The following is a 25,641-nucleotide window of genomic DNA, read 5'->3' on the forward strand; positions in this document are numbered from 1 at the left end:
TCACTTCAGCCTGCTGGAGGCCAGGACGGACACCAGGTGCAGCAGGGTCTGCAGGAGGGCGATGCCGGCCAGCACGGCGGTGCCGAGGCGGGTGAAGAAGAGGTCTCCGCGGACGTGGTCCGCGAGGGCGAGGACCAGGATCAGCAGGGACGCCTCGATGCCGAGGATGAGGCGGTGGAACTTGAGCATGGCGGCGGCCCGGCGGGCCAGGGCCATGCCGGAGGAGCGCATCTCGGCGGCGGCCTCCTTGACCGGCGGCAGCCCGTTCTGGTGGCGGGCGACGCCGACCAGGTCGGTCTCGGCCTTGATCAGGATGGCGCCGAGCGCGGCCAGGGTGCCGAGGAAGGCCCACAGCCAGTCGATGCGCCCCGTGCCCCACAGGTCGGCGGCGCGCAGGCCGAGCCCGACCAGGACGGCCGCGTCGGTGAGGTAGGCGCCGACCCGGTCCAGGTAGACGCCGCCGAGCGAGTACTGCTTGCGCCAGCGGGCGATCTCGCCGTCGACGCAGTCCAGCAGCAGGTAGAGCTGGACCGCGACGACGCCGAGCACGGCGCCCCAGACCCCCGGCACCAGCAGCGCCGGGGCCGCGAGCACGCCGCAGACGGTCATCAGGTACGTGAGCTGGTTGGGCGTGACCCTGGTGTTCACCAGGTAGCGGTCGACCCGCAGGGACACCTCGCGCATGTAGAGGCGTCCCATCCAGTGCTCACCGCTGCGCCGGTCCTTGACCCCCGCGGGGTGGACGACCGGACGTAGTTCAGCTACCGATGGCCTTGACATAGTCGGTGTAGACGTCCTTGATCTGGTCGGTTTTCAGGTCGAGGTGTTCGAGGATGGTGTATCGGCCGGGCCGGGTCTCGGGAGCGAACTCCACGGCGCGGACGAACTCCTCGGGGGTGAAGCCGATCTCCTCCGGCAGCACCGGCAGTCCGTGCCGGCGCAGCACCTCGGCCATGTACACCGACTCCCCGTGCGCCCCGCGCAGGTACATCGCGAAGGCCGCGCCCAGGCCGCACTGCTCGCCGTGGGCGGCGGCGCGCCTGGGGAAGAGCAGGTCGAAGGCGTGGTTGATCTCGTGGCAGGCCCCGGAGGACGGCCGTGAGTCGCCGGAGACGGACATGGCGATGCCGCTGAGCACCAGCGCCTCGCTCAGCACCTGGAGGAAGTCGTTGTCGCCGACGCCGCCGGGGTGGCGCAGCACGGCCTCGCCGGCCTGGCGGGCCATGGCGGCGGCCAGGCCGTCGATCCGCTCGCCCTTGATCCGGTTGGCCAGTTCCCAGTCCGCGATCGCGGAGATGTTGGAGACGGCGTCGCCGATGCCGGCCCGTACGTAGCGCACGGGGGCCTCGCGGATGACGTCGAGGTCGATGACGACGGCGATCGGGTTCGGCACGCCGTAGGAGCCGCGGCCCGCGTCGTTGTCGAGAGTGGCGACCGGGGAGCACAGGCCGTCGTGGGCGAGGTTGGTCGGCACGGCGACCAGCGGCAGGCCGACCCGGGCGGCGGCGAACTTGGCGCAGTCGATGATCTTGCCGCCGCCGAGTCCGACGACGGCGTCGTAGTGGCCGGCCTTTATGTCGCCGGCCAGCCGGACCGCGTCGTCCAGGGTGCCGCCGCCGACCTCGTACCAGGTGGCACCGGGGAGGGAGGGGGCGATGCGGTCGCGCAGGCGGGCGCCGGAGCCGCCGCTGACGGCGACGGCGAGGCGGCCGGAGTGCGAGATGCGCTCGTCGGCGAGGACACAGCCGAGGTCGTCGAGGGCACCCGGGCGGATGTCGACGACCAGCGGCGAGGGGATCAGCCGGGTCAGTACTGGCACGCGATCTCCCGTCCCCGGGCGAGATCGTCGTGGTTGTCGATCTCGACCCAGTCGACGTCGCCGATCGGTGCCGCGTCGACGCGGAAGCCGCCGTCGATCAGTTCCTGGTAGCCGTGCTCGTAGAACTGCTGGGGGTCGTTCTCCCAGACCGTCCTCAGGGCCTGGGCCAGTTCGGCGGCGGCCCCGCCCTCGATGAGGGTGACGCCGATGTACTCGCCGGTGGCCTCGGCCGGGTCCATCAGCTTGGTGATCCGCCGGACGCCCAGGGCGGGGTCGACGACGACCTTCATCTCCTCGTCCGCGAGGGGCTTGACCGTGTCGACGGCGAGGATGATCCGCTTGGCGCCGTCGCGGGCGGCGAGCAGCGTCTTCTCGACGGAGACCGGGTGCACGGTGTCGCCGTTGGCGAGGATGACGCCGTCCTTGAGGGCGTCACGCCCGCACCACAGGGAGTAGGCGTTGTTCCACTCCTCGGCCTTGTCGTTGTCGATGAGGGTGAGCTTGAGGCCGTACTTCGCCTCCAGGGCCGCCTGGCGCTCGTAGACGGCCTCCTTGCGGTAGCCGACGATGACCGCGGCCTCGGTCAGGCCGATCTCGGCGAAGTTGCCGAGGGTGAGGTCGAGAACCGTGGGTTCGCCTTCTATGCCCGCGGGCCCCACCGGCACCAGCGCCTTGGGCAGGCTGTCGGTGTAGGGACGCAGACGCCGTCCGGCGCCGGCCGCGAGCACGAGGCCGATCATGCGGTTTCTCCTTCGTCGTGTACGGCGGGTGAGCCGGCCCGGTGGGCGGACACCCAGTAGCGGATGCTCTCGACGAGCACCAGCAGGGCCACGGCCACGGCGAGGACCGTGAGCGCGACGGTGAACTGTGCGGCGGTGAGCAGCGCGGCCGACAGGGTGACCAGCAGCGTGCGGCCCTCGTGCCCCCCGACGGCCCGCCGCAGCCAGTCGGGGGGTGCCCCCGCGCCGCCGCGGATGCGGTAGACCGTGTCGTAGTGATGGTAGGCGACGGCCGCCACCAGCCCGAAAGCCGCAGGAAGGGCTCCGTTCACCTCCGCCCGGGCCGCCAGCAGCAAGACGGTGCCGTACTCGGCGGCGCGGAAGAAGGGCGGGACCAGCCAGTCGAGGGCGCCCTTGAGGGGCTGGGCGACGGTGGCCGCCGAGGTCAGGGCGTACAGGACGGCCGCCGCGACCGGCAGGGCGCCGCCGTAGGGCTCCAGGGCGGCGGCGAGGACCAGCAGGACCGCCCCGGTCAGCGCCAGACCGGCGCGGGCGGCGGCCGGTGCCCTGGCGGGCAGCCTGCGCAGGCCCCGGGTCAGCGCCTCGGCGAGCGGCCCGCTGTCCGCGAGGTCGGCCAGCGCCGTCGCGGCCCGGTCGGTGCGGCGGGCCCTGCGGGTCAGGGAGCGCAGGACGCGGCCGGCCGTGGTGTACGCCGCGGCGAAGGCGCAGCCGATCAGCAGGACGCAGAGGGTGATCCGGGGGGTGGTGGCGGCCGTGAGGACGGCGATCATCGCCCAGCGTTCACCGATGGGCAGCACGATCATGCGGCGGACCCAGACCGTCCAGCCGACGCTGTCGAGCCTGCCGGAGAGGGCCGCGGTGGGGCTGGTGTTGGCGGTGGCGTCGTGGTTGGCCTCGTTGAAGGAGAAGTCGACCACGTGCCGGCAGGTCTGCAGGACCATCGCGCCGAGCGCCAGCGCCCATACGTCGTCGCCGCTGCGGGCGGCGCCGAGGGCGAGGCCGGCGTAGTAGGCGTACTCCTTGGCCCGGTCGAAGGTGGCGTCCAGCCAGGCGCCGAGGGTGGAGTACTGGAGGGAGTAGCGGGCGAGCTGGCCGTCGGTGCAGTCCAGCACGAAGGAGAAGAGGAGCAGGAGGCCGGCGGCGACGAAGCCGCCGCGGGTGCCGGTGGCCGCGCAGGCCGCCGCTATGAGGGCGGTGAGCAGCGAGGCGGTGGTGACCTGGTTGGGGGTCAGGCCGCGGCGGGCGCACCAGCGGGCGAGGTAGCGGGAGTAGGGGCTGACGCAGAAGGTGGTGAAGAAGCCGTCGCGGGCCTTGACCGCCGACTTCAGGCGGACCGCCTCGTCGTCGACGGCGGCGACCGCCTGCCGGGCCTCGTTGCGGGCCTGCGGGTCGGCGGGGACGGCGGCGACCAGGCTGCCCAGCTCGGGCCGGTGCACCTCGGTGCCGTCCTCGTCGTCGAGGGCGGTGACGATGCGGTCGGCGAGGCCGTCGGCCGGCGTGCCGCCCGCGCCGCCGCCCGCGGGGGCCTGGCGGGCCATCGCGCGGGCCAGGGCCTGGCGTCCGGCCGGCTGGGCCGTCACGGCGCCGGGGACGGCGGCCAGCGGGAAGCGGGGGTCGGTGAGGGCGAGGCGCAGGGTGTGCAGGTGGCCGACGAAGCGGGCGTCGACGACGGCGACCCGTTCACCACCGGGCACCCGGGCCAGCTGGGTCCCGGCGTCGGCGGCGTCGGCCGCGAGGCGGACCTCGAAGCCCAGCTCCCGCAGATCCGCCTCGATCGACGAACCGGGAACCGGCTGACCGGTGAGGATGGCGGTCGACAACCGAACTCACTCCCTGGATGCCGACGCCGTGCGCCGGGCCTGTGCATGGTGGGGGGCGCCTGTGTGCACAGCCCCCGGGCGGCATGTCGGCAGAGGTTATCGGATGACCGGAACGCCGCGTTCACCGGCCGTTTCACGGACGGTCGACACGACGTGCCCACGCCTTTGCCGCGATCATCATCGGGGATGCGGGGCCCGGCCCACAAACCGCGCTCCGCCCGTCCTGGGCCGACGGCCGGCCCAGGGCCCGGGCGCGGGGTGCCGCCGGGGGCGCGCGAGGGGGTGGGCCGGCCCGGCCGAACGCCCCTCGCCCACACTGACCTGCGGAACGTTTTCGCAGGTCAGAGCGAATGACAACGGTGTTCAGTGCCGCGTTGCCGGATGGTGCCGGCCCGTAGTTCACTGTGCTCCCGGCGGACGAGAGGAAGGCGGCTTCCATGGGGGCTGGGCACGATCACGGGCACGGCCACGGGCACGCGCCCGCCGGCGGTACGGCGACCGCGGCGTACCGGGGCAGGCTGCGGGTGGCCCTGATGATCACGCTCACCGTGATGGTCGTGGAGATCGTCGGCGGCGTGCTGGCCGACTCGCTCGCGCTGGTCGCCGACGCGGCGCACATGGCGACCGACGCGGTGGGGCTGGGCATGGCCCTGCTGGCGGTCCACTTCGCCGGCCGGCCGCCCAGCGACCGGCGCACCTTCGGGCTGGCCCGCGCCGAGATCCTGGCCGCGCTGGCCAACTGTCTGCTGCTGCTGGGGGTGGGCGGTTACGTCCTGTACGAGGCGGTCGAGCGGTTCGTCACGCCGGCCGGCACCGCGGGCGGGCTGACCGTCGTGTTCGGCGGGATCGGCCTGGTGGCGAACTCGGTGTCGCTGGTGCTGCTGACACGGGGGCGGGCGGAGAGCCTGAACGTGCGCGGCGCGTTCCTGGAGGTGGCGGCGGACGCGCTGGGGTCGGTCGCGGTGATCGTGTCCGCCCTGGTGATCGTCACCACCGGCTGGCAGGCCGCCGACCCGGTCGCCTCGCTCGTCATCGGCGTGATGATCGTGCCGCGGACGGTGAAGCTGCTGCGCGAGACGCTGGACGTCCTGCTGGAGGCGGCGCCGAAGGACGTCGACATCGCCGAGGTACGGGCCCACATACTGGCCCTCGACGGGGTGGAGGACGTGCACGACCTGCACGCGTGGACGATCACGTCCGGCATGCCGGTGCTCTCCGCGCACGTGGTGGTCGGCTCGGCGGCGCTGGGCGCGACCGGCCACGAGAAGATGCTCCACGAACTCCAGGGCTGCCTGGGCGACCACTTCGACGTGGAGCACTGCACCTTCCAGCTGGAGCCTGGCGGGCACGCGGAGCACGAGGCGCGGCTGTGCCACTGAGGCGGTGGGGGCGTACGGACATCGAGAAGGGGCGCGTCTTCGGGGGAAGGCGCCCAAGAACGCAGCCGTCCGCCGGTCCGCGGGCGTCCTGATCCCCGACGGGCCCGGCCGGGGCGGTTCCCCGTCCGCGGACCGGGCACGATCACCGGCCGGGTCCGCTCCGGCGCCCGGCCGGCCGCACCGCCGCCCGCGCGGCGGTGCGGGACATGCGGGCGGGGAAGCGCCGGGAGCACCGGCCGCGTACGGCACACTGGGGCGCGAGGACCGATGCGAAGGATGGGTATGCCGATCACTCCTGCCACCGCGGCGAACAGTTCGTCGAGCGGCGCCGCGGACGCGATTCTGCTGGAACTCGTCGACGAGGACGGCGTCACGATCGGCACCGCGGAGAAGCTGGCCGCGCACCAGCCGCCCGGCCTGCTGCACCGTGCCTTCTCCGTGTTCCTCTTCGACGAGCGCGGCCGGCTCCTGCTCCAGCAGCGGGCGCTCGGCAAGTACCACTCCCCCGGTGTGTGGTCCAACACCTGCTGCGGCCACCCCTACCCGGGTGAGTCGCCCTTCGCGGCGGCGGCCCGGCGGACCTTCGAGGAGCTGGGGGTCTCCCCGTCGCTGCTGGCCGAGGCGGGCACGGTGCGCTACAACCACCCGGACCCGGCCTCGGGGCTGGTGGAGCAGGAGTACAACCACCTCTTCGTGGGCCTGGTGCAGGCCGCGCCGCGGCCGGACCCGGCGGAGGTCGCCGAGACGGTCTTCGCCTCCCCGGCCGAGCTGGCCGAGCGGCACGCGCGGGACACCTTCTCGGCGTGGTTCATGACGGTGCTGGACGCGGCGCGTCCGGCCGTCCGCGAGCTGACGGGCCCGTCCGCCGGCTGGTGAGCCAGCGCACCGGCCGATGGGCCCGCGCTCCGGTGGCGGACCCGTGCGCCGCGCGACCGTGCGGGCGCCCTACGGGAAGGCGCGGCCGAGCGGCAGGGCCACCCAGACCACCTTGCCACCGCTCGCCGTGTGGGCGACGTCGCAGGCCCCGCCGGCCTCCCGGGTGATCTCCCGGACCAGCAGCAGGCCCCGGCCACCGGTCCGGCCGTGGTCGGTCTCCAGGGCGATCGGGCGGTAGGGGTGGTCGTCCTCGACGGACAGCCGGAGCCAGCCGGAGCCGACGGCGACCTCCACGGCGAGCGTCGGCGAGAGCACCGCCGCGTGCCGGACGGCGTTGGTGACCAGCTCGGAGACGATCAGCAGCAGTCCGTCGGCCACGTCCGGGGAGACCGGTACGCCCTGGTGGGCCAGGAGGTCACGCACGGCGTGCCGCGCCTGCGGGACCGACGCCTCGACGCAGGGGGCGGTGAACCGCCAGACGCCTTCGTACGGCGGGGGGTCCGCCCGGTCCGCGGGTCTCCCCGCTTCCGGACGCGATCGGGGTCCGGGAACCGGAACCGCACCGTCCTCCCGCTCGTGGTCGTCCATCGTCAGGTCGCCACCCTTGCGCTCGGTTGTCACCACACCACTGAGTGTTGGTAACGAGTCGCTCCGCCCCGAGGTGCTGAATGGAAGTCAGCGCGTATCGAGCGGTTCTGACCGTTGGCGTATGACAGAGTCAGTTGTGAGACTGATCCTGTCCCGGTTGCGCCGTCTCGGCGGACTATTCCGGTTGTACTGGTTTGACCGCCGGACGGACGGGACACGAGGGGGCCGAAGCGGCCGGTGACATCCGGTGCGTGGAGCCCCGGCCGCCGCGCCGCGGAGGCGGCGGCCGCCGCCGCCATCCGCCGCCCGGCCAGGTCCGACACCCTGACGGCCGCGATGCGGCGGGCGCCGCCCCCGCCGCTCGGCACCCTCGCCGCGGACCCTGCGGTCCGGGTGCTGGTGCCCACCGGCGCGGACGGCGCCTTCCGTAAGGCACGCCGGGCGGGAGGCGCACCGGGTGGAACGGGCGGACGGCAGCGGCGGCACGCGGGAGGGCGTCGCCGCGTTCCTGGAGCGCCGCCCACCCCGCTCCACTTGACGGGCCCGCCCGCCGGGATGAACCGGCCGCACGGCCGTTCCGTACATACTGACCGGTTGGTAACGTGCTCGGCATGACGACTGCCGCGATCGACCGGCGCCCTGGCCGCCGCTGCCACACCGTGCTCAACTCGCTGCACTCGACGCACTACTTCTCGCCCGACCTGGGCCGGGAGCTGGGTGCCCTCGGGGTCACCGATCCCCGGGCCGTCAACTTCGCCGTACGGGCCGCCGCGCTGGGGCCGGTCGGCGCGGGCGTGGTCACCGCCGCCTTCTACAACTACAAGCACGAACTGGTCGCCCGGCACGTCCCGGCCGTCTGGACGACGGTGACCCCGGAACAGGCCCTCGCGGCACGCGCGCGTGCCGTCGACGCCACCCTGCGGCGTCTGCTGGGAGAGGAGGTCCTGGGGTCGGCCGAGATGTCGGAGGCCGCCGGGCTGGCGCTGCGCGCCGCCGAGGGCTGTTCGCGCGCCGCCCGGCCGCTGTACTCCGCCCACGCCGACCTGCCGGTGCCCGACGCGCCGCACCTGGCCTACTGGCACGCCGCGACCCTGCTGCGCGAGCACCGCGGCGACGGGCACCTGGCCGTGCTGGTGGCCGCGGGTCTGGACGGTCTGGAGGCGCTGGTGACGCACACCGCGACCGGCAAGGGGCTGGCTCCCAAATGGGTGTTCGGCACGCGCGGCTGGACCCAGGAGGAGTGGGACGCGGCGGTCGCCCGGCTGCGGGGCCGCGGGCTGCTCGACGGCGCCGGGGAACTGACCGAGGAGGGCGCGGCGCTGCGCGCGGAGATCGAGCGGGAGACGGACCGGCTGGACGCCGGCCCGTACGAGCACCTCGGCGCGGCGGGTGTCGCGCGGCTGACCGAACTGGGGGCGGCCTTCGCCCGCGTCGCGGTGGACGCGGGCGCCTTCCCGGCGGATCTGTTCGGGAAGGCGTGAGGTGGTGGGGCGTCGGCGGGAAAACCGTCGGAAACCCGGTGTGAGGTGTGGGGCGTCGGCGGGAGGGCCGCCGGAAGGGCTGGGTGAGGGGCGACAGGAGGAGGGACGCCGGCGGGGCGGTGTGAAGGGCGGCACGAGGAGGGGGTGCCGGCGGGGCGGTGTGAGGGGCTGATCGGCCCGTCGGGCATACCGGGGCGGTTGCGAGGTACCCGTCATTCACCCGGTCGGACCGGCCGGGTGGACAGAGGGAGGTTCTTGTGTTCCGTGCCATCGCAGACGTGCTGCGCCAGATCGGCGGCGCCATCGCGACCGTCGTGACGCTGCCCTTCCGGGCCCTGGCCCGGCTCTTCGGCGGGGCGTCGGGCTCGACCCGCAGCCGCCGGGCCTGAGCGCGCCGCCTCTGCCCTGCCCGGACATCCGCCCTGATCCCCGAGTGCCGGTGCGGCCTGCCACAATTGCCGCGCAACCTCAGTGAGAAGGCGGTACGGGATCGTGACGACACCCGAGTCGATCGACGTTGGGTCCATCGAAGGCAGGATCGCCGAGGAGCTCGGCGTACGGGAGCGGCAGGTGAAGGCCGCGGTGGAACTGCTCGACGGCGGTTCGACCGTGCCCTTCATCGCCCGCTACCGCAAGGAAGCGACCGAGATGCTCGACGACGCGCAGCTGCGCACGCTCGAGGAGCGGCTGCGCTACCTGCGGGAGCTGGAGGAGCGGCGGGCCGCGATCCTCGACTCGGTGCGCGAGCAGGGCAAGCTCACCGAGGAGCTGGAGGCGCGCATCCGGGGCGCCGAGACCAAGGCCCGCCTGGAGGACATCTACCTGCCGTACAAGCCCAAGCGGCGCACCAAGGCGCAGATCGCCCGCGAGGCCGGTCTGGAGCCGCTGGCCGAGGGCCTGCTGGCCGACCCGGGTGTCGAGCCCCTCGCGGCCGCCGCGGCGTTCGTCGACGCGGACAAGGGCGTGGCCGATCCGCAGGCCGCCCTGGACGGGGCGCGGGCCATCCTCACCGAGAAGTTCTCCGAGGACGCCGACCTGATCGGCGAGCTGCGCGAGCGGATGTGGACGCGCGGGCGGCTGGCCGCCAAGGTGAGGGACGGCAAGGAGGAGGCGGGCGCCAAGTTCGCCGACTACTTCGACTTCGCCGAGCCGTTCACCGAGTTGCCCTCGCACCGGATCCTGGCGATGCTGCGCGGCGAGAAGGAGGACGTACTCGACCTGGTGCTGGAGCCCGAGGAGCCGACGGAGGGGCCCTCGTCGTACGAGGGGATCGTCGCGTCGCGGTTCGGGATCGCCGACCGGGGCCGGCCCGGTGACAAGTGGCTGACGGACACGGTCCGCTGGGCCTGGCGCACCCGCATCCTGGTCCACCTGGGCATCGACCTCAGACTGCGGCTGCGCACGGCCGCCGAGGACGAGGCGGTGAACGTGTTCGCGGCCAACCTGCGCGACCTGCTGCTGGCCGCTCCGGCGGGGACGCGGGCGACGCTCGGCCTGGACCCCGGGTTCCGTACGGGCGTGAAGGTCGCCGTGGTCGACGCCACGGGCAAGGTCGTGGCGACCGACGTCATCCACCCGCACGTCCCGGCCAACAAGTGGGACGAGGCCATCGCGAAGCTGGCGCGGCTGGCGAAGGAGCACGCGGTCGAGCTGATCGCGATCGGCAACGGTACGGCGTCCCGCGAGACCGACAAGCTCGCCGGGGAACTGATCGCCAAGCACCCCGAGCTGAAGCTGACCAAGGTGATGGTGTCCGAGGCGGGCGCCTCGGTGTACTCGGCCTCCGCGTTCGCCTCGCAGGAGCTGCCGGACATGGACGTCTCGCTGCGCGGCGCGGTCTCCATCGCCCGTCGGCTCCAGGACCCGCTGGCCGAGCTGGTGAAGATCGACCCGAAGTCGATCGGCGTCGGCCAGTACCAGCACGACCTGTCCGAGGTGAAGCTGTCACGCTCCCTGGACGCGGTGGTCGAGGACTGTGTGAACGGTGTCGGGGTGGACGTCAACACCGCCTCCGCCCCGCTGCTCGCCCGCGTCTCCGGGATCACCTCGGGCCTCGCGGAGAACATCGTGGCGCACCGCGACGCCAACGGGCCGTTCAGGGCGCGCGGCGAGCTGAAGAAGGTCGCGCGGCTGGGCCCGAAGGCGTACGAGCAGTGCGCGGGCTTCCTGCGGATCCGGGGCGGCGACGACCCGCTGGACGCGTCCAGCGTGCACCCGGAGGCGTACCCGGTGGTGCGCCGGATGGTGAAGACCACCGGGCAGGAGGTGGCCTCGCTGATCGGGAACACCTCGGTGCTGCGGTCGCTGCGGGCGGCCGACTTCGTGGACGACACGTTCGGTCTGCCGACCGTGACGGACATTCTGAGGGAGCTGGAGAAGCCGGGCCGCGACCCGCGTCCCGCCTTCAGGACGGCCACCTTCAAGGAGGGCGTGGAGAAGATCTCGGACCTGTCCCCCGGGATGGTCCTGGAGGGTGTCGTGACCAATGTGGCGGCCTTCGGGGCGTTCATCGACGTCGGTGTGCACCAGGACGGGCTGGCGCACGTCTCCGCGCTGTCGAAGACGTTCGTGAAGGACCCCCGTGACGTGGTCAAGCCCGGGGACATCGTCAAGGTGAAGGTGCTGGACGTCGACATCCCGCGCAAGCGGATCTCGCTGACGCTGCGGCTGGACGACGAGGCGGCGCCCAAGGGCGAGCAGCAGCCGCGCCAGCAGCGGGGCGGCGGACGGCCGCCGAAGCAGCGGCAGCAGCCCTCGGGCGGCAGGGCCGGCGGCAAGGGCAAGGGGCGGCCGGCGCCGCCGCCCGCCAACAGCGCGATGGCCGACGCCCTGAAGCGGGCGGGGCTGGCGTAAGCCGACGGGCGGCGAGGGGCGGGACGCGGCTAGCGTTCCGTCACCTTGCCGTCCGCGACCTCCAGGCGGCGGGTCACCCGCAGGGCGTCCAGCATGCGGCGGTCGTGGGTGACCAGGAGCAGGGTGCCCTCGTAGGAGTCGAGGGCCGACTCCAGCTGTTCGATGGCCGGCAGGTCGAGGTGGTTCGTCGGCTCGTCCAGGACCAGGAGGTTGACGCCCCGGCCCTGGAGCAGGGCGAGGGCGGCCCGGGTGCGCTCCCCCGGGGAGAGGGTGGCCGCCGGGCGCAGCACGTGGTCCGCCTTGAGGCCGAACTTGGCCAGCAGGGTGCGGACCTCGGCCGGTTCCGTGTCGGGGACGGCCGCGTGGAAGGCGTCGAGCAGCGGCTCGGGGCCGTGGAAGAGCCCCCGGGCCTGGTCGACCTCGCCGAGCAGGACGCCCGAGCCGAGGGCCGCGTGTCCGGCGTCCAGCGGGACGCGGCCCAGCAGGGCGCCGAGCAGGGTGGACTTGCCCGCGCCGTTGGCGCCGGTCACCGCGACCCGGTCGGCCCAGTCGATCTGGAGGGTGACCGGGCCCAGGGTGAAGGGACCGCGCCGCACCTCGGCGTCGCGCAGGGAGGCGACGACCGCGCCGGAGCGCGGGGCCGCCGCGATCTCCATGCGCAGCTCCCACTCCTTACGGGGCTCCTCGACGACCTCCAGACGTTCGATCATGCGCTGGGTCTGGCGGGCCTTGGCGGCCTGCTTCTCGCTGGCCTCGCTGCGGAACTTGCGGCCGATCTTGTCGTTGTCGCCGCCCGCCTTGCGCCGGGCGTTCTTGACGCCCTTGTCCATCCAGGCGCGCTGCGTCTGGGCCCGGTCCTGGAGGGCGGCCCGCTTGTCGGCGTACTCCTCGTACTCGTCGCGGGCGTGCCGGCGGGCCACCTCGCGCTCCTCCAGGTAGGCGTCGTAGCCGCCGCCGTAGAGGTTGATCCGCTGCTGGGCCAGGTCGAGTTCGAGGACCTTGGTGACGGTGCGGGCGAGGAACTCGCGGTCGTGGCTGACGACGACGGTGCCGGCGCGCAGGCCGCTGACGAAGCGTTCGAGGCGTTCCAGGCCGTCCAGGTCGAGGTCGTTGGTCGGCTCGTCGAGGAGGAAGAGGTCGTAGCGGGAGAGCAGGAGCGAGGCGAGGCCGGCGCGGGCGGCCTGGCCGCCGGAGAGGGAGGTCATCGGCTGGTCGAGGTCCACGGCCAGGCCCAGCGTGCCGGCCACCTCCTCGGCGCGGTCGTCGAGGTCGGCGCCGCCGAGCGCCAGCCAGCGTTCCAGGCTGGTGGCGTAGGCGTCGTCGGCGCCGGGCACGCCGTCGACCAGGCCCTGGGTGGCCTCGTCCATGGTCCGCTGCGCCTCGGTGACGCCGGTGCGCCGGGCCAGGAAGGCGCGCACCGTCTCCCCCGGCCTGCGCTCGGGTTCCTGCGGGAGGTGGCCGACGGTCGCGCTGGGCGGGGACAGGCGCAGCTCACCCTGTTCGGGGGCGTCGAGTCCGGCGAGCATCCGCAGCAGCGTGGACTTCCCGGCACCGTTGGGACCGACCAGGCCGATCACGTCGCCGGGGGCGACGACGAGGTCGAGCCCGGTGAACAGGGAGCGGTCGCCGTGGCCGGCGGCGAGGTTCTTGGCGACGAGGGTGGCAGTCATCAGGGCGCCGATTTTAGCGTCCGGCAGGGGCGGGCTCAGCCGGGTTCCGCCTGCGTCACCGCTGCCACCAGCACGCTTTCGGAGGCCCGGGCCACGAGGCAGGAGCGGCCCTTGACCGCCGCGGCGTCCAGGGCGACGCGGTGGGCGCCGGGCTCCAGGACGCCGTCGAAGACCTCGCGGGCGCGGGTGCGGCGCAGCCGGTCCAGACGGTACGCGGTGAGCCGTACCCGGCAGGGCGAGGTGACCTCGATGTCCGCCGTCTCGCCGGTCGCGGTCAGGCGGGTCAGCCGGCGGCGTTCGGCGGGGGTGCGGTCGAGGGCGTGTTCGATCTGGGCGACCAGGACGGGGACGATCGGGGCGAGTCCGTCGACGTGGACGGTGTCGGCGCCGGCCTCGGTGAACGCCGCGCGGACGGCGGCGCGGTCCTCGTCGGGCACCGCGGCGCCGATGACGACGGCGCCGTACTGGCGCAGTTCCTCGGCGGAGGCGCCGGTGAGGTCGGGGGTGATGTCGGCGCCGATGTCGATGGTGCGCAGGGCGGCGGCGAGCTTGGCCAGTAAGGCGACCCGGGCACCGATCAGCAGGACGCGGCGGCGGGGTGTGCCGGAGCCTTGCCGGAGCAGGGCGGAGAGTGCCGCGCGGTACTCGGCGCCGGAGAAGCGGAACGGGCCGATGCCCTGGTAGCCGTTGAGCCGGAGGTCGGCGTGCGGGCCGGTCTGCCAGGCGAAGTCCTGCCAGACGTAGTCGTCGCCGTCCCGCCGGATCACGGCGGTCACCGCGCCGCACGCCAGGTCCTCGCACTCGGGGCAGCCGTAGATGACGTACCGGCCGCCGGGCAGCGGTGGTTCGGCCTCCAGCAGCAGGCCGCGGACCTGCGCGGTGAAGATGGCGGGCGGGACGTCGGAGGCGAGCGGGGAGACGGCGTCGAGGTCGCTGAGGCGGAACAGCAGCGGCCGGCCGTCGACGATGAAGTCGAGGAAGTCGCGGTGGACCTGGTACGCACCCCCGGCGAGGACTCCCCCGGCCCGGGTGGCGGGGGCCAGGCCGAAGGCCGTGTACTCGGCAGACATGAGGGGAGTATTCCCGCTGCCGGAGCGTTGTGCGCATGACCGGGCGGTTTCCGTTGCCGTCCGCCTGTGGGCACCGGACGGGTGGCGAGGTCGTCGTGGTGGGCGCCGGTGTGATCGGGCCCGGCGGCAGGGGCCGGGCCCGCCCGGTGTCAGTGGTGCCTGCCGATCGGGTCGCCCTCGGTCTCCGGGCCGCGGCCCGGGCCCACCCGGATCTCGAACTCGCCGTCGTACCTGCGGTGGCCCTCGACGACGGCCATCTCCACGGCCTCCGAACCCATCTCGCCGCGCACGATGAGCGGGTCCCGGCGCAGGTCGCGCATGAGGGCCACGCACATGAGGATCATCACGACGACGAACGGGGCCGCCGCGAGGATCGTGAGGTTCTGCAGGCCGGTCAGCGCGTCGCCCTGCCCGCTGCCGACCAGGAGCATGATGGCGGCCACGGCCCCCGTGACCACGCCCCAGAAGACGACCACCAGGCGGCTCGGTTCGAGCGCGCCCCGCTGCGACAGGGTGCCCATCACGACCGACGCCGCGTCGGCGCCCGAGACGAAGAAGATGCCGACCAGGATCATCACCAGGAGGCTGGTGACGGTGGCGACGGGGTACTCCTGGAGGACGGCGAAGAGCTGGCCCTCGGGTGTGGCCTCCTTCCCCAGCCGGCCCTGCTCCCGGAGCCTCATCGACGAGCCGCCGAAGATCGCGAACCAGACCAGGCTGACCGTGCTGGGCACGAGGATCACGCCGCCGACGAACTGCCGGATCGTCCGGCCCCGGCTGATCCGGGCGATGAACATGCCGACGAACGGCGTCCAGGAGATCCACCACGCCCAGTAGAAGACGGTCCAGCTCGCCAGCCAGTCCGCGACGCCCTCGCCGCCGGAGGCCTCGGTGCGGGCGGCGAGTTCGGGCAGGTCTCCGAGGTAGGAGAAGACCGAGGTGGGCAGCAGGTCCAGCACTATCACGGTGGGGCCCGCGACGAACACGAACAGGGCGAGGATCACCGCCAGCACCATGTTGATGTTGGACAGCCACTGGATGCCCTTCTCCACACCCGAGACGGCGGACGCCACGAACGCCACCGTGAGCACCGCGATGATGGTGACCAGCAGCGCCGTGCTCACCTCGTCCAGCCAGTCCAGCTCCCGCACACCGGAGCCGATCTGCAGCGCGCCGAGCCCCAGCGAGGCCGCGGAGCCGAAGACGGTCGCGACGATCGCGAGGACGTCGATGACCCGGCCCAGGCCGCCGTTGGCGTTCTTCTCGCCGATGAGCGGGGTGAACACGGCGCTGATGGTCTGCCGACGGCGCCTGCGGAAGGTGCTGTACGCGATGCCGAGCCCGACCACCGCGTAGATCGCCCACGGGTGGAGCGTCCAGTGGAAGAGGGTGGTCGCCATGGCCGTCTCCATGTGTTCGCCGGAGTCGGCCGGGGCGGTGCCCGGCGGGGACGTCGTGTAGTGCGAGAGCGGTTCGCTGACGCCGTAGAACATCAAGCCGATGCCCATGCCCGCGCTGAACATCATCGCGACCCAGGACACCGTGCGGAACTCGGGCTCCTCGCCCTCGGCACCCAGGTGGATGCGTCCGTAGCGGCTGATCGCGAGCCACAGGGCGAAGACGACGAAGCCCGAGGCCGCCAGTACGAACGCCCAGCCGGCGTTGTGCATCAGGCCGCCGAGCATCGTGCTGGAGGCGTCCTCCAGCGAGTCGGTGGCGACGGCGCCCCACACCACGAAGGCGAGGGTCAGGGCGGCCGTGACGCCGAACACGACGCGGTCGGTGCGGGGCCTCTCCCGGCCGGGGAGACCCGCTTCCGAACCCGGCAGCGAGCCCTTCGGGTGCGGCTCCTGGTCGTGGTGCGGGTCGTGGTGCGGGTCGTCACCGTGTGGGGCACGTGTCACAAGCGGAACCTTTCGCCAAGCGGATGAGGACAGGGATGTTCCCCGAGTACGCCGCTACCACACTCGAGCAGGCCGATCACGTGCTCGGCGCCGGTCGCGCCCCGCGGGACGCGCTCCCGTCCGGCGGCCGGGGCGGGGAGCCGGCGGCACCGGCCGCGGCGGGGACGGGGGCGGGGAAGGCGGCCATGAGGGCGCCGTGGCCGCCGGCGGCGGTCGCCGGGCAGTGGTGCGCACGCGCCGCGGTGCCCGCGGGACCGTACGGCCGGGGTCCCGCGGGCGGGAGGGGGCGGGCGGCCGGGCCGGTCTCAGCGGGCGAGCCGCTCCTGGGCGGCCGGGGTGACGGGGGTGAAGAAGTTGACCAGGTTGCCGTCGGGGTCGCGGAACAGCAGCGCGCGGTTGCCCCAGGGCATCGTGGTCGGCTCGGTGACGAACTCCGCCACGGTGTCGGCGATGTCCTCGTACACGGCGTCCACGTCGTCGACGAGGAACTCGAGGATCACGCTGCGGTTGGCGGCCGGTTCGGCGGAGCCCGGGGCGAACAGCGGGACCGTGCGGGTGCTGCCGATCGCGAGGGTGCCCGAGGCGGTGCGCACTTCGGCGAAGTCGTCGTTCGCCCGGTCCGCGGTGGTGCCGGTGACCTTCTCGTAGAAGGCGACGAGGCGGGCGACGTCGTCCGTGATGACGCGGACGGAGACGAAGTTCATGGGTCTCTCCTGGATCTTCGGGTCGTGCGGTGCTTCCACGTCGCACGTTACGAGGGATACCGGGCGGAACCCGCCCGGTATGTGAGAGAGACTTCCGGCATGCCCCGTCCACTCGCCCGTGTGCTCGCCCTGCTGGAACTGCTGCAGTCGGGCGGCGTCCGGACCGTCGGTGAACTCGCCGGCCGGCTGGGCGTCGACGAACGCACCGTGCGGCGCTACGTCGGCCACCTCCTCGACCTCGACGTACCGGTGGAGTCGGTGCGGGGCCGCTACGGCGGCTACCGGCTCGGCCCCGGGTACCGGATGCCGCCGCTGATGCTGACCGACGAGGAGGCGCTCGCCGTCCTGCTCGGCCTGGCCGCGGGCCGGCGGGCCGGGCCGGCGACGGCCACGGCCGCGGCGGGCGAGACGGCCGCGGCCAAGATCCGGCGCGTGCTGCCGCAGCGGATGCGGCTGCGGCTCGACTCGGCGCTCGGCTCCCTGTCCTTCACCGCACCGCCCGACGCGGCGCCCGCCCCGGACGCCACGGTGCTGCTCTCGATCGCCGACGCGGTCGGCGCACACCGGCCGGTCACGGTCCGCTACACCTCCGGCAGCGGCCACAGCGGCGAGCGCACGCTGCACCCGCACGGGCTGGTCGTCCACTCGGGGAAGCTGTACGTGACGGCCACGGAGCCCGCGACCGGCGAGGAGCGGACGTTCCGGCTGGACCGGATGAGCGGTGTACGGGTGCTGCCCGGATCGTTCGCGCCGCCTGCCGGTGAACGGCCCGATCCCGCGCAGCGCCTGCTCACCGGGTTCGCCACGGCGCCGTACCGGCACCAGGTGTCCCTGCGGATCAAGGGCGCGGCGGAGCGGATCCGCACCCGGCTGCCGCCCGGTGTGGCGGTGGTGACGGAACTGCCGCCCGCGGACGGCGCGGACCCGGCGGCCGGGCGCTGGTGCCGGGCGGAACTGCGCGTGGAGCGGCTCGACTGGCTGCCCGGCGTGCTGGCCTCACTGGACCTGCCGTTCGTCGTCGAACGGCCGGACGCGCTGCGCGGCTTGGTCGAGGACCTCGCGCGCCGCCTCACCGAGTCCGCGCGCCGGGACCCGTGAGCCGGGTCCGGGACGAACCCGCGCGGGACCGTCGCGGCCCGGTGCGCGACACCTGTGGGCGCGCTCCCCGCCGTGACGGCCTCGGACTGCTACTTCTCCAGCGGCTTCGCGCTCTCGCCGACCCGGCGGCGGACGCCGAACCAGCCGGCCACCAGCATCACCGCGATCACGGGGACGAGGAGCAGGGTCCTGCGGCCGACCTCCTCGTCGTTCCACATCATCCCGAGGCACGCCAGCAGGAAGACGATCGTGGCGATCTCCGTGACGGGGCTGCCGGGCAGCCGGAAGTGCGGCCGGGTGACGCGGCCGTCCTTCGCCCGCCGGACGAAGACCAGGTGGCAGAGCATGATGATCACCCAGGTGCTGATGATGCCCAGGGAGGCCACGTTCAGCACGATCTCGAAGGCCTGGGACGGCATCAGGTAGTTCAGGCCGACGCCGAGCACGCACACCGCGCAGGTCAGCAGGATGCCGCCGTAGGGCACCTGGGTGCGGCTCATCACGCCGGTGAACCTGGGCGCGGAGCCGGACATCGCCATGGAGCGCAGGATGCGGCCGGTGGAGTACAGGCCGGAGTTCAGCGACGACATCGCGGCGGTGAGGACGACCAGGTTCATCACGTCGCCCGCCGCCGGGACGCCGACCTTGGAGAGCACGGTGACGAAGGGGCTCTCGGCGCCGGAGTAGAGGGAGCCGGGCAGCAGCAGGGCCAGCAGGACCACGGAACCGACGTAGAACAGGGCGACCCGCCACATGATCGAGTTCACCGCGCGCGGGACGATCTTGTGCGGCTCGGCGGTCTCGCCGGCGGCGACGCCGACCAGTTCCAGGGCGGCGTACGCGAAGATCACGCCCTGCATGACCAGGATCACCGGCATCACGCCGTTGGGGAGGAAGCCGCCGTGGTCGGTGATCATCCCGGTGCCCGGGGTGTAGCCGCCCACCTCGTGCTGGGTGGCCAGCAGGAAGACACCGATCAGCATGAAGGCGACGAGGGTGGCGACCTTGACGATCGCGAACCAGAACTCCATCTCGCCGAAGATCTTCACCGAGATCAGGTTCACGGCCAGCACCACCGCGAGGGCTATCAGTGCCAGCACCCACTGCGGGATGCTGGTGAACGCGCTCCAGTAGTGCGTGTACAGGGCTATCGCCGTGATGTCGGCGATCCCGGTCGTCGACCAGTTCAGGAAGTACATCCAGCCGGCGACGTAGGCGCCCTTCTCGCCGAGGAACTCGCGCGCGTACGACACGAACGAACCGGACGAGGGCCGGTGCAGCACCAGCTCGCCCAGGGCCCGGACGACGAAGAAGGCGAAGACGCCGCAGACCAGGTAGGCCAGGGCCAGTGCCGGTCCGGCGTCGTGCAGGCGTCCGCCTGCGCCGAGGAAGAGGCCGGTGCCGATGGCCCCGCCGATGGCGATCATGTTGATGTGGCGGGCCTTGAGGTCCTTGCTGTAGCCGGCGTCGCCCGCGTCCGCGGGTGCCTGGGCCACCTCGGGATCGTCAGCGACCTGTGCCGTGTCCACGGCGTCCTTGCTCACGGGTGGTTCCACTCTCTGGTGCGCCCGGGTGCGGTGCGCCCGGGACGTCCGTACGTGACACAGCCCGCACACCCTTGTCGGGGTACAAGCCAAAACAGCACTTTCCCACGTTCCGGGGGTCTCGCGCGGTGGCTCTTGTCACAGCGCGTGACTTCTCACATGATCCGCTCCGGGTGTCCACACCTCCGGACGGGGCCCCGGAGGAGGTTTCACAGCGGTGGTGGGACAGCGATACTGCTGCGCATGACGACCGATACCGAAGAGCCGCGGGGACGTGCCGCGGGCGACGAGGCGGACGGGGAGCCGGTCCTCACGGTCGACGAGCTGGCCGCGCGGGCGGGGGTCACGGTGCGCACGGTCCGGTTCTACGGCACCCGGGGCCTGCTGCCGCCGCCGGTGATCGGTCCCCGGCGGGTGGGGCGCTACGGCCGGGAGCACCTGGAACGCCTGGAGCTGATCGAGGAACTGCAGCGGCAGGGCATGACGCTGGCGGCCATCGCGCGCTATCTGGAGCGGCTGCCGCCGGACGTGAGCGCCCGGGACCTGGCCGTTCACCGGGCGGTGGTGTCCGCCTGGGCGCCGGACGCGGTGGAGACGGTCACCCGGGAGGAGCTGGTGCGGCGGGCCGGGCGGGCGCTGACGGACGGCGCCGTCGAGCGGCTGGCCGCGATGGGCGTGATCCGGCCGGCCGACGCGGGCGGGTACCACGTCGACCGCGCGCTGTTCCGGCTCGGGGTGCGCCTGCTGGACATGCCGCTGTCGCAGGAGTCCCTCCTCGCCGCGCGCGAGGTGCTGCTCGGCCACTCCCGGCAGGCCGCCCGTGAGCTGTCGGAGCTGCTGCGCGGGGAGACGGCGTGCCGGGACGCGCGCGACGCGCGGTCACTCTCCGCGGACATGCAGCCCCTGGTGGTGCAGGCGCTGCTGACGGTATTCCAGCGGTCCCTGAAGGAGGAGCTGGGCGTGTGGCTCGCCCGCTCCTCCCCCGACGGCGGGACGTAGGAGGCACGCCGCACGGGCGGCGGACCGGCCGGCGCGGTGCCGGCCGGTCCGGTCCGGTCCGCAGTCAGTCCTCGTTGTCGGTGAAGACCTCGCCCTTCTGCGCCTTCTCCACCAGCAGCGCGGGCGGCGCGAAGCGGTCACCGTAGCGGGCGGCCAGTTCGCGGGCGCGGGTCACGAAGCCGGGCAGGCCGCCGTCGTAACCGTTGATGTACTGGAGGACGCCGCCGGTCCAGCCGGGGAAGCCGATGCCGAAGATCGAGCCGATGTTGGCGTCGGCGACGGAGGTCAGCACGCCCTCCTCCAGGAGCCGGACGGTGTCCAGCGCCTCGGAGAAGAGCATGCGTTCCTGCATGTCCCGGAAGGGGATCGCGTACCCGGGCCTGGTGAAGTGCTCCCGCAGGCCCGGCCACAGCCTGCCGCGCTCGCCGCCTTCGCCGTACTCGTAGAAGCCGGCGCCGCCGCTGCGGCCGGTGCGGCCGAACTCGTCCACCATCCGGTCGACGACCGCATCGGCGGGGTGCGGTGTCCAGGTGCCGCCGGCCTCCTCCACGGCCCGCTTCGTCTCCTGGCGGATCCTGCGGGGCAGGGTGAGCGTCAGCTCGTCCATCAGAGAGAGCACCTTGGCGGGGTAGCCGGCCTGGGCGGCGGCCTGCTCGACGGAGGCGGGCTCGATGCCCTCGCCGACCATGGCGACGCCCTCGTTGATGAAGTGACCGATGACGCGGGAGGTGAAGAAGCCGCGGCTGTCGTTGACGACGATGGGTGTCTTCTTGATCTGCCGGACCAGGTCGAAGGCGCGGGCGAGCGCCTCGTCCCCGGTCCGCTCGCCCTTGACGATCTCCACCAGCGGCATCTTGTCGACGGGCGAGAAGAAGTGCAGCCCGACGAAGTCGGCCTGGCGCTCGACGCCCTCGGCGAGGGCGGTGATGGGGAGCGTGGAGGTGTTGGAGCAGAGCAGGGCGTCGGGCGCGACGACGTTCTCGATCTCCTGGAAGACCTTGTGCTTGAGCGAGGCGTCCTCGAAGACCGCCTCGATCACCGCGTCGCAGCCGGCGAGGTCGGCCGCCTCGGCGGTGGGGGTGATGCGGGCCAGCAGCGCGTCGGCCTTCTCCTGGCTGGTGCGGCCCTTGGCGACCGCCTTGGCGCACAGTTTCCCGGAGTAGCCCTTGCCCTTGAGGGCGGCTTCCAGGGACACGTCCTTCAGGACCACCTCGATGCCCGCGCGGGCGCACGCGTAGGCGATGCCCGCGCCCATCATCCCGGCACCGAGCACGGCGGCCCTGCGGACCCGGCGGGGCTCGACGCCGCGCGGGCGGCCGGCGCCGGAGTTGACGGCCTGGAGGTCGAAGAAGAACGCCTGGATCATGTTCTTCGAGGTCTGTCCGGCGGCCAGCTCCACGAAGTAGCGGGCCTCGATGACCTGGGCGGTCTCGAAATCGACCTGGGCGCCCTCGACGGCGGCGGCCATGATGGCACGCGGCGCCGGGTAGGGGGCGCCGTTCGTCTGCTTGCGCAGGTTGGCGGGGAAGGCGGGCAGGTTGGCCGCGAACTTGGGGTGGGAGGGGGTGCCGCCGGGGACGCGGTATCCGGGCCGGTCCCAGGGCTGGGCGGACTCGGGGTGGGCGTCGATGAAGGCGCGGGCCCTGGCGAGCAGGTCGTCCGGGGTGTCGGCGACCTCGTGCACCAGGCCGTTGTCCGCCGCGCGGCGCGGGTCGTACTGGGTGCCCTGGAGCAGCACCTTCAGCAGCGCGTCGGTGATGCCGAGGAGGCGGACGGCGCGGACGACGCCGCCGGCCCCCGGGAGCAGGCCGAGGGTGACCTCGGGCAGGCCGATCTTGGAGCCGGGGGTGTCCAGGGCGACGCGGTGGTGGCAGGCGAGGGCGATCTCGTAGCCGCCGCCGAGGGCGGAGCCGTTGACGGCGGCGACGACGGGCTTGCCGAGGGTCTCGATGCGCCGCAGGTCCCGCTTGATCGCGAGGCCCGCCTCGAACGTCTCCTGGGCGTTGTCCGGGGTGACGCGGATCAGGTCGCGCAGGTCGCCGCCGGCGAAGAAGGTCTTCTTCGCGGAGGTGACGATGACGCCTCGGACGGTGTCCCTCTCGGCCTCCAGGCGGTCGGCGACCGTGGCGAGGGAGGCGCGGAAAGCCCGGTTCATGGTGTTCGCGGACTGGCCGGGGTCGTCCAGGACGAGGGTGACGACGCCGTCGCGGTCCTGTTCCCAGCGGATGGTGGTGGGCTCGGTGCTCATACGGGGATGCTCCTGGTGATCCGTCGTTGATCCGTCGGGAAGGCGTCAGACGCGCTCGACGATGGTGGCGATGCCCATGCCGCCGCCCACGCACAGGGTGGCGAGTCCGTACCGCTTGTCCTGGCGCTCCAGTTCGTCGACGAGGGTGCCGAGGATGATCGCGCCGGTGGCGCCCAGGGGGTGGCCGAGCGCGATCGCGCCGCCGTTCACGTTGACCTTGTCCAGGGACAGGCCCATGTCCCGCGCGTACCGCAGCACGACCGCCGCGAACGCCTCGTTGATCTCGACCAGGTCGATGTCGTCGATGGTCAGCCCGGCCTTGGCGAGCGCCTTGCGGGTGGCGGGGGCGGGCCCGGTGAGCATGATCGTGGGTTCGGAGCCGGAGACGGCGGCGGAGACGATCCGGGCGCGCGGGGCGAGCCCGTAGCGGTCGCCGACCTCCCGGGAGCCGATGGCGACCAGGGAGGCGCCGTCCACGATGCCGGAGGAGTTCCCCGCGTGGTGGACGTGGTCGATCCTCTCCACCCAGTGGTACTTCTGGAGCGCGACGGCGTCGAATCCGCCCAGGTCGCCGATGTCCGCGAAGGACGGCTTGAGCTTAGCGAGGGAGTCGGCGGTGGTGCCGGGCCGCAGGTGCTCGTCGTGGTCGAGGACGGTCAGGCCGCTGCGGTCCCGCACCGGCACGACGGACCGGTCGAAGCGGCCCTCCTTCCACGCCGTGGCCGCGCGCTCCTGGGACAGCGCCGCGTACTCGTCGACGTCCCGCCGGGAGAAGCCCTCGAGGGTGGCGATCAGGTCGGCGCCGATGCCCTGCGGCACGAAACCGGTGGCGAGGTTGGTCATCGGGTCGTTGAACCAGGCGCCGCCGTCCGAGGCCATCGGCACCCGGGACATGGACTCGACACCGCCCGCCAGGACCAGGTCCTCCCAGCCCGAACGCACCTTGGCGGCGGCCATGTTGACGGCCTCCAGGCCCGAGGCACAGAAGCGGTTCTCCTGTACGCCGGCCACCGTGTCCGGCAGCCCGGCGGCGACGGCGGCGATCCGCGCGATGTCGGAGCCCTGGTCACCGACCGGGCCGACCACGCCGAGCACGATGTCGTCGACGGCGGCCGGGTCGAGGCCGGGGAAGCGGGAGCGGATCTCGTGGATGAGCCCGACGACCAGGTCGACGGGCTTGGTGCCGTGCAGGGCACCGTCTGCCTTGCCGCGCCCGCGCGGGGTGCGGATCGCGTCGTAGACATACGCTTCGGTGGTCACTGGTCGGCCTTTCGGTGAGGGCGGTGAGGGGGCTCGGGGCGCGGCCTGGGGAGGTCCCGGGGGAGGTCCCAGTCGCGGGCCACGGCCTCGGCGCCGGCGCCCGGCCGGGCGGGGCCGGTGCGGACGGCGGCGGGGGTCGCGGAGAAGCGGGGTGCCGGGGCGGGCTGGGTGAGGCCGCCGTGGTCGGTGAAGGTGGCGCGGGCGGCGAGGTGCGGGTGGTGCGGGGCCTCGCGCAGGGAGAGCACCGGGGACACGCAGGCGTCGGAGTCCGCGAAGACGGCCGTCCACGCGTCGCGGGTACGGGTGCGGAAGCGGGCGGCGATCGCCGCGCGCAGTTCCTCCCAGCGGGCGGGGTCGTCGCGGTCCGGCGTCCGCCCGGGGATGCCGAGGAGGGTCATGAACTCGTCGTAGAACCGCCGCTCCAGGGCACCGACCGCCATGTACCGGCCGTCGGACGTCTCGTAGGTGCCGTAGAAAGGGCAGCCGCCGTCGAGGAGGTTGGCGCCGCGCCGGTCCTGCCAGGCGCCGGCGGCGAGCATGCCGTGGAGCATCGCGGTCAGGTGGGCGGTGCCGTCCACGACGGCCGCGTCCACGACCTGTCCGGTGCCGGTGGCGCGGGCGTGGTGCAGGGCGGCCAGGACGCCGACGACCAGGTAGAGGGCGCCGCCCGCGTAGTCGCCGAGCAGGTTGGCGGGGGCGGCCGGCGGGGCGTCCGGGGCGCCGGTCAGGCCGAGGGCTCCGGTGAGGGCGACGTACCCGATGTCGTGGCCGGCCCGCCGGGCGAGGGGGCCGTCCTGGCCCCAGCCGGTCATCCGGCCGTAGACCAGGCGCGGGTTGCGGGCGTGGCAGGGCTCGGGGCCCACCCCGAGGCGCTCGGCGACGCCGGGGCGGCAGCCCTCGATCAGCACGTCGGCGCGGGCGGCGAGGCCGAGGACGCGGGCGGGGCCCTCGGGGTCCTTCAGGTCGACGACGACCGACCGCTTGTTGCGCCGGGTGACGTCGTACGCCGGGTCGACCGCCAGTCCGGGGCCGCCCGGGCGGTCGACCAGGACGACGTCGGCGCCGAGGTCGGCCAGGAGCATCGCGGCGAACGGGCCGGGGCCGATCCCGGCCAGCTCGACCACGCGCACACCGGTGAGCGGGCCGTGCGGGGGCGTCGTCGCCGTGGTCATCGGGTCCCCACTCTGTGACAGCACTTCGTGACAGCAACGGTGTAACACCAGCGATGCTAGGAACGGGTTCCGGCCCGCACAAGGGTGCTCGTGCGGCGGATGTGAGCAAGCGCTTGGCCATAGCTTCGCCCGTCCACGCTTCCCACGCTAGCCCCGGCCACCGGCGGCGGCGCGCGCTGCGCGACCGACGGGGCGCGGCCGGCGGACGCACGGGCGGACGCACGGGCGCGGGGAGCGGCGCGAGAGCGCTGGTGACGGGGCCGGCGGCCGGCCGTACGCCAGCGTGCCGTCCGGGGCGGCCGGCTCCGTCGGCCGGCTCACCGCCGGGCGCCTGGCCACGCGCGTACCGGCGAAGCCGCGCCGGGCGGCCGCCGGGAGCGACGGGGACCGACTGCGGCGACCGCGCGGGCGGCTGT

General features: G+C 73.4%; 20 protein-coding genes. 7 read left to right on the forward strand and 13 right to left on the reverse strand.

Features of this window, described 5'->3' with window-relative positions:
• Genes ACY1JF_RS28365 through ACY1JF_RS28380 form a run of 4 tightly spaced genes read right to left on the reverse strand, consistent with a single transcriptional unit; the run spans nt 1 to nt 4,379 of the window.
• Nucleotides 1–780 (reverse strand): CDP-alcohol phosphatidyltransferase family protein, encoded by a 780-nt coding sequence (locus ACY1JF_RS28365; protein ID WP_462708109.1) that lies wholly within the window; start codon nt 778–780, stop codon nt 1–3.
• Entirely contained in the window at nt 758–1,819 is a 1,062-nt protein-coding gene (locus ACY1JF_RS28370) for an iron-containing alcohol dehydrogenase family protein (protein ID WP_462708110.1), read from the reverse strand. Before ACY1JF_RS28370 ends, ACY1JF_RS28365 begins: the two co-directional genes overlap by 23 nt.
• A complete protein-coding gene (locus tag ACY1JF_RS28375) occupies nt 1,807–2,559 on the reverse strand; it encodes a phosphocholine cytidylyltransferase family protein (protein ID WP_462708111.1) in 753 nt (250 codons plus the stop codon). Before ACY1JF_RS28375 ends, ACY1JF_RS28370 begins: the two co-directional genes overlap by 13 nt.
• Nucleotides 2,556–4,379, reverse strand: a complete 1,824-nt coding sequence (locus ACY1JF_RS28380; RefSeq protein WP_462708112.1) for a DUF5941 domain-containing protein — start codon at nt 4,377–4,379, stop codon at nt 2,556–2,558. Before ACY1JF_RS28380 ends, ACY1JF_RS28375 begins: the two co-directional genes overlap by 4 nt.
• A gap of 437 nt (nt 4,380–4,816) precedes the next feature.
• Here ACY1JF_RS28380 and ACY1JF_RS28385 point away from each other — a divergent pair, with 437 nt between their 5' ends.
• On the forward strand, nt 4,817–5,758 hold the full coding sequence (locus ACY1JF_RS28385; RefSeq protein ID WP_462708113.1) for a cation diffusion facilitator family transporter: 942 nt from the start codon (nt 4,817–4,819) through the stop codon (nt 5,756–5,758).
• Between the two features lie 282 nt (nt 5,759–6,040).
• Nucleotides 6,041–6,634: an isopentenyl-diphosphate Delta-isomerase gene (idi, locus tag ACY1JF_RS28390; RefSeq protein WP_462708114.1), complete on the forward strand. Its 594-nt coding sequence runs from the start codon at nt 6,041–6,043 to the stop codon at nt 6,632–6,634.
• 69 nt (nt 6,635–6,703) lie between these two features.
• Here idi and ACY1JF_RS28395 read toward each other — a convergent pair whose 3' ends face one another.
• Complete coding sequence (locus ACY1JF_RS28395; RefSeq protein WP_462708147.1) at nt 6,704–7,222, reverse strand: ATP-binding protein; 519 nt, start codon at nt 7,220–7,222, stop codon at nt 6,704–6,706.
• Between the two features lie 611 nt (nt 7,223–7,833).
• On the opposite strand from ACY1JF_RS28395, the gene ACY1JF_RS28400 reads away from it, so the two are divergent.
• The 3 genes from ACY1JF_RS28400 to ACY1JF_RS28410 all read left to right on the forward strand — a co-directional run bounded on the left by ACY1JF_RS28400 (nt 7,834) and on the right by ACY1JF_RS28410 (nt 11,556).
• The gene (locus tag ACY1JF_RS28400; protein WP_462708115.1) at nt 7,834–8,703 is read left to right on the forward strand and encodes an SCO6745 family protein; all 870 of its coding nucleotides are present in this window, start codon (nt 7,834–7,836) and stop codon (nt 8,701–8,703) included.
• Between the two features lie 257 nt (nt 8,704–8,960).
• A complete protein-coding gene (locus ACY1JF_RS28405; RefSeq protein WP_252100555.1) occupies nt 8,961–9,092 on the forward strand; it encodes an LPFR motif small protein in 132 nt (43 codons plus the stop codon).
• Between the two features lie 103 nt (nt 9,093–9,195).
• A complete protein-coding gene (locus ACY1JF_RS28410) occupies nt 9,196–11,556 on the forward strand; it encodes a Tex family protein (protein WP_462708116.1) in 2,361 nt (786 codons plus the stop codon).
• A gap of 29 nt (nt 11,557–11,585) precedes the next feature.
• Here the strand turns inward: ACY1JF_RS28410 and ACY1JF_RS28415 are convergent, their stop codons facing one another.
• From ACY1JF_RS28415 to ACY1JF_RS28430, 4 genes are all read right to left on the reverse strand, one after another.
• Nucleotides 11,586–13,226, reverse strand: a complete 1,641-nt coding sequence (locus tag ACY1JF_RS28415; RefSeq protein WP_462708117.1) for an ABC-F family ATP-binding cassette domain-containing protein — start codon at nt 13,224–13,226, stop codon at nt 11,586–11,588.
• A 35-nt stretch (nt 13,227–13,261) separates the two neighbouring features.
• A complete protein-coding gene (locus ACY1JF_RS28420) occupies nt 13,262–14,296 on the reverse strand; it encodes an oxidoreductase (protein WP_462708118.1) in 1,035 nt (344 codons plus the stop codon).
• Between the two features lie 149 nt (nt 14,297–14,445).
• Nucleotides 14,446–16,125, reverse strand: a complete 1,680-nt coding sequence (locus tag ACY1JF_RS28425; RefSeq protein WP_462708148.1) for a BCCT family transporter — start codon at nt 16,123–16,125, stop codon at nt 14,446–14,448.
• A 380-nt stretch (nt 16,126–16,505) separates the two neighbouring features.
• Complete coding sequence (locus ACY1JF_RS28430) at nt 16,506–16,904, reverse strand: VOC family protein (protein WP_462708119.1); 399 nt, start codon at nt 16,902–16,904, stop codon at nt 16,506–16,508.
• Nucleotides 16,905–17,003: 99 nt separating this feature from the next.
• Here ACY1JF_RS28430 and ACY1JF_RS28435 point away from each other — a divergent pair, with 99 nt between their 5' ends.
• Entirely contained in the window at nt 17,004–18,002 is a 999-nt protein-coding gene (locus ACY1JF_RS28435; protein ID WP_462708120.1) for a helix-turn-helix transcriptional regulator, read from the forward strand.
• Between the two features lie 89 nt (nt 18,003–18,091).
• On the opposite strand, the gene ACY1JF_RS28440 is transcribed toward ACY1JF_RS28435, so the two are convergent.
• Nucleotides 18,092–19,546 (reverse strand): amino acid permease, encoded by a 1,455-nt coding sequence (locus ACY1JF_RS28440; protein WP_462708121.1) that lies wholly within the window; start codon nt 19,544–19,546, stop codon nt 18,092–18,094.
• A gap of 243 nt (nt 19,547–19,789) precedes the next feature.
• Here ACY1JF_RS28440 and ACY1JF_RS28445 point away from each other — a divergent pair, with 243 nt between their 5' ends.
• Nucleotides 19,790–20,545 (forward strand): MerR family transcriptional regulator, encoded by a 756-nt coding sequence (locus tag ACY1JF_RS28445; protein WP_462708122.1) that lies wholly within the window; start codon nt 19,790–19,792, stop codon nt 20,543–20,545.
• 64 nt (nt 20,546–20,609) lie between these two features.
• Here ACY1JF_RS28445 and ACY1JF_RS28450 read toward each other — a convergent pair whose 3' ends face one another.
• From ACY1JF_RS28450 to ACY1JF_RS28460, 3 genes are read right to left on the reverse strand one after another with little or no spacing between them, the layout of a single operon-like run.
• Nucleotides 20,610–22,793 carry a 3-hydroxyacyl-CoA dehydrogenase NAD-binding domain-containing protein gene (locus ACY1JF_RS28450; RefSeq protein ID WP_462708123.1) on the reverse strand — a complete coding sequence of 728 codons (2,184 nt, stop codon included), beginning with the start codon at nt 22,791–22,793 and terminating at the stop codon, nt 20,610–20,612.
• A gap of 45 nt (nt 22,794–22,838) precedes the next feature.
• Nucleotides 22,839–24,053, reverse strand: a complete 1,215-nt coding sequence (locus ACY1JF_RS28455; protein WP_462708124.1) for an acetyl-CoA C-acetyltransferase — start codon at nt 24,051–24,053, stop codon at nt 22,839–22,841.
• Entirely contained in the window at nt 24,050–25,225 is a 1,176-nt protein-coding gene (locus tag ACY1JF_RS28460; RefSeq protein ID WP_462708125.1) for a CaiB/BaiF CoA transferase family protein, read from the reverse strand. The genes ACY1JF_RS28455 and ACY1JF_RS28460 overlap by 4 nt, the downstream gene beginning before the upstream one ends.
• Between the last annotated feature and the right edge of the window lie 416 nt (nt 25,226–25,641).

The sequence above is a fragment of the Streptomyces sp. SYSU D01066-1 genome (assembly GCF_054956795.1).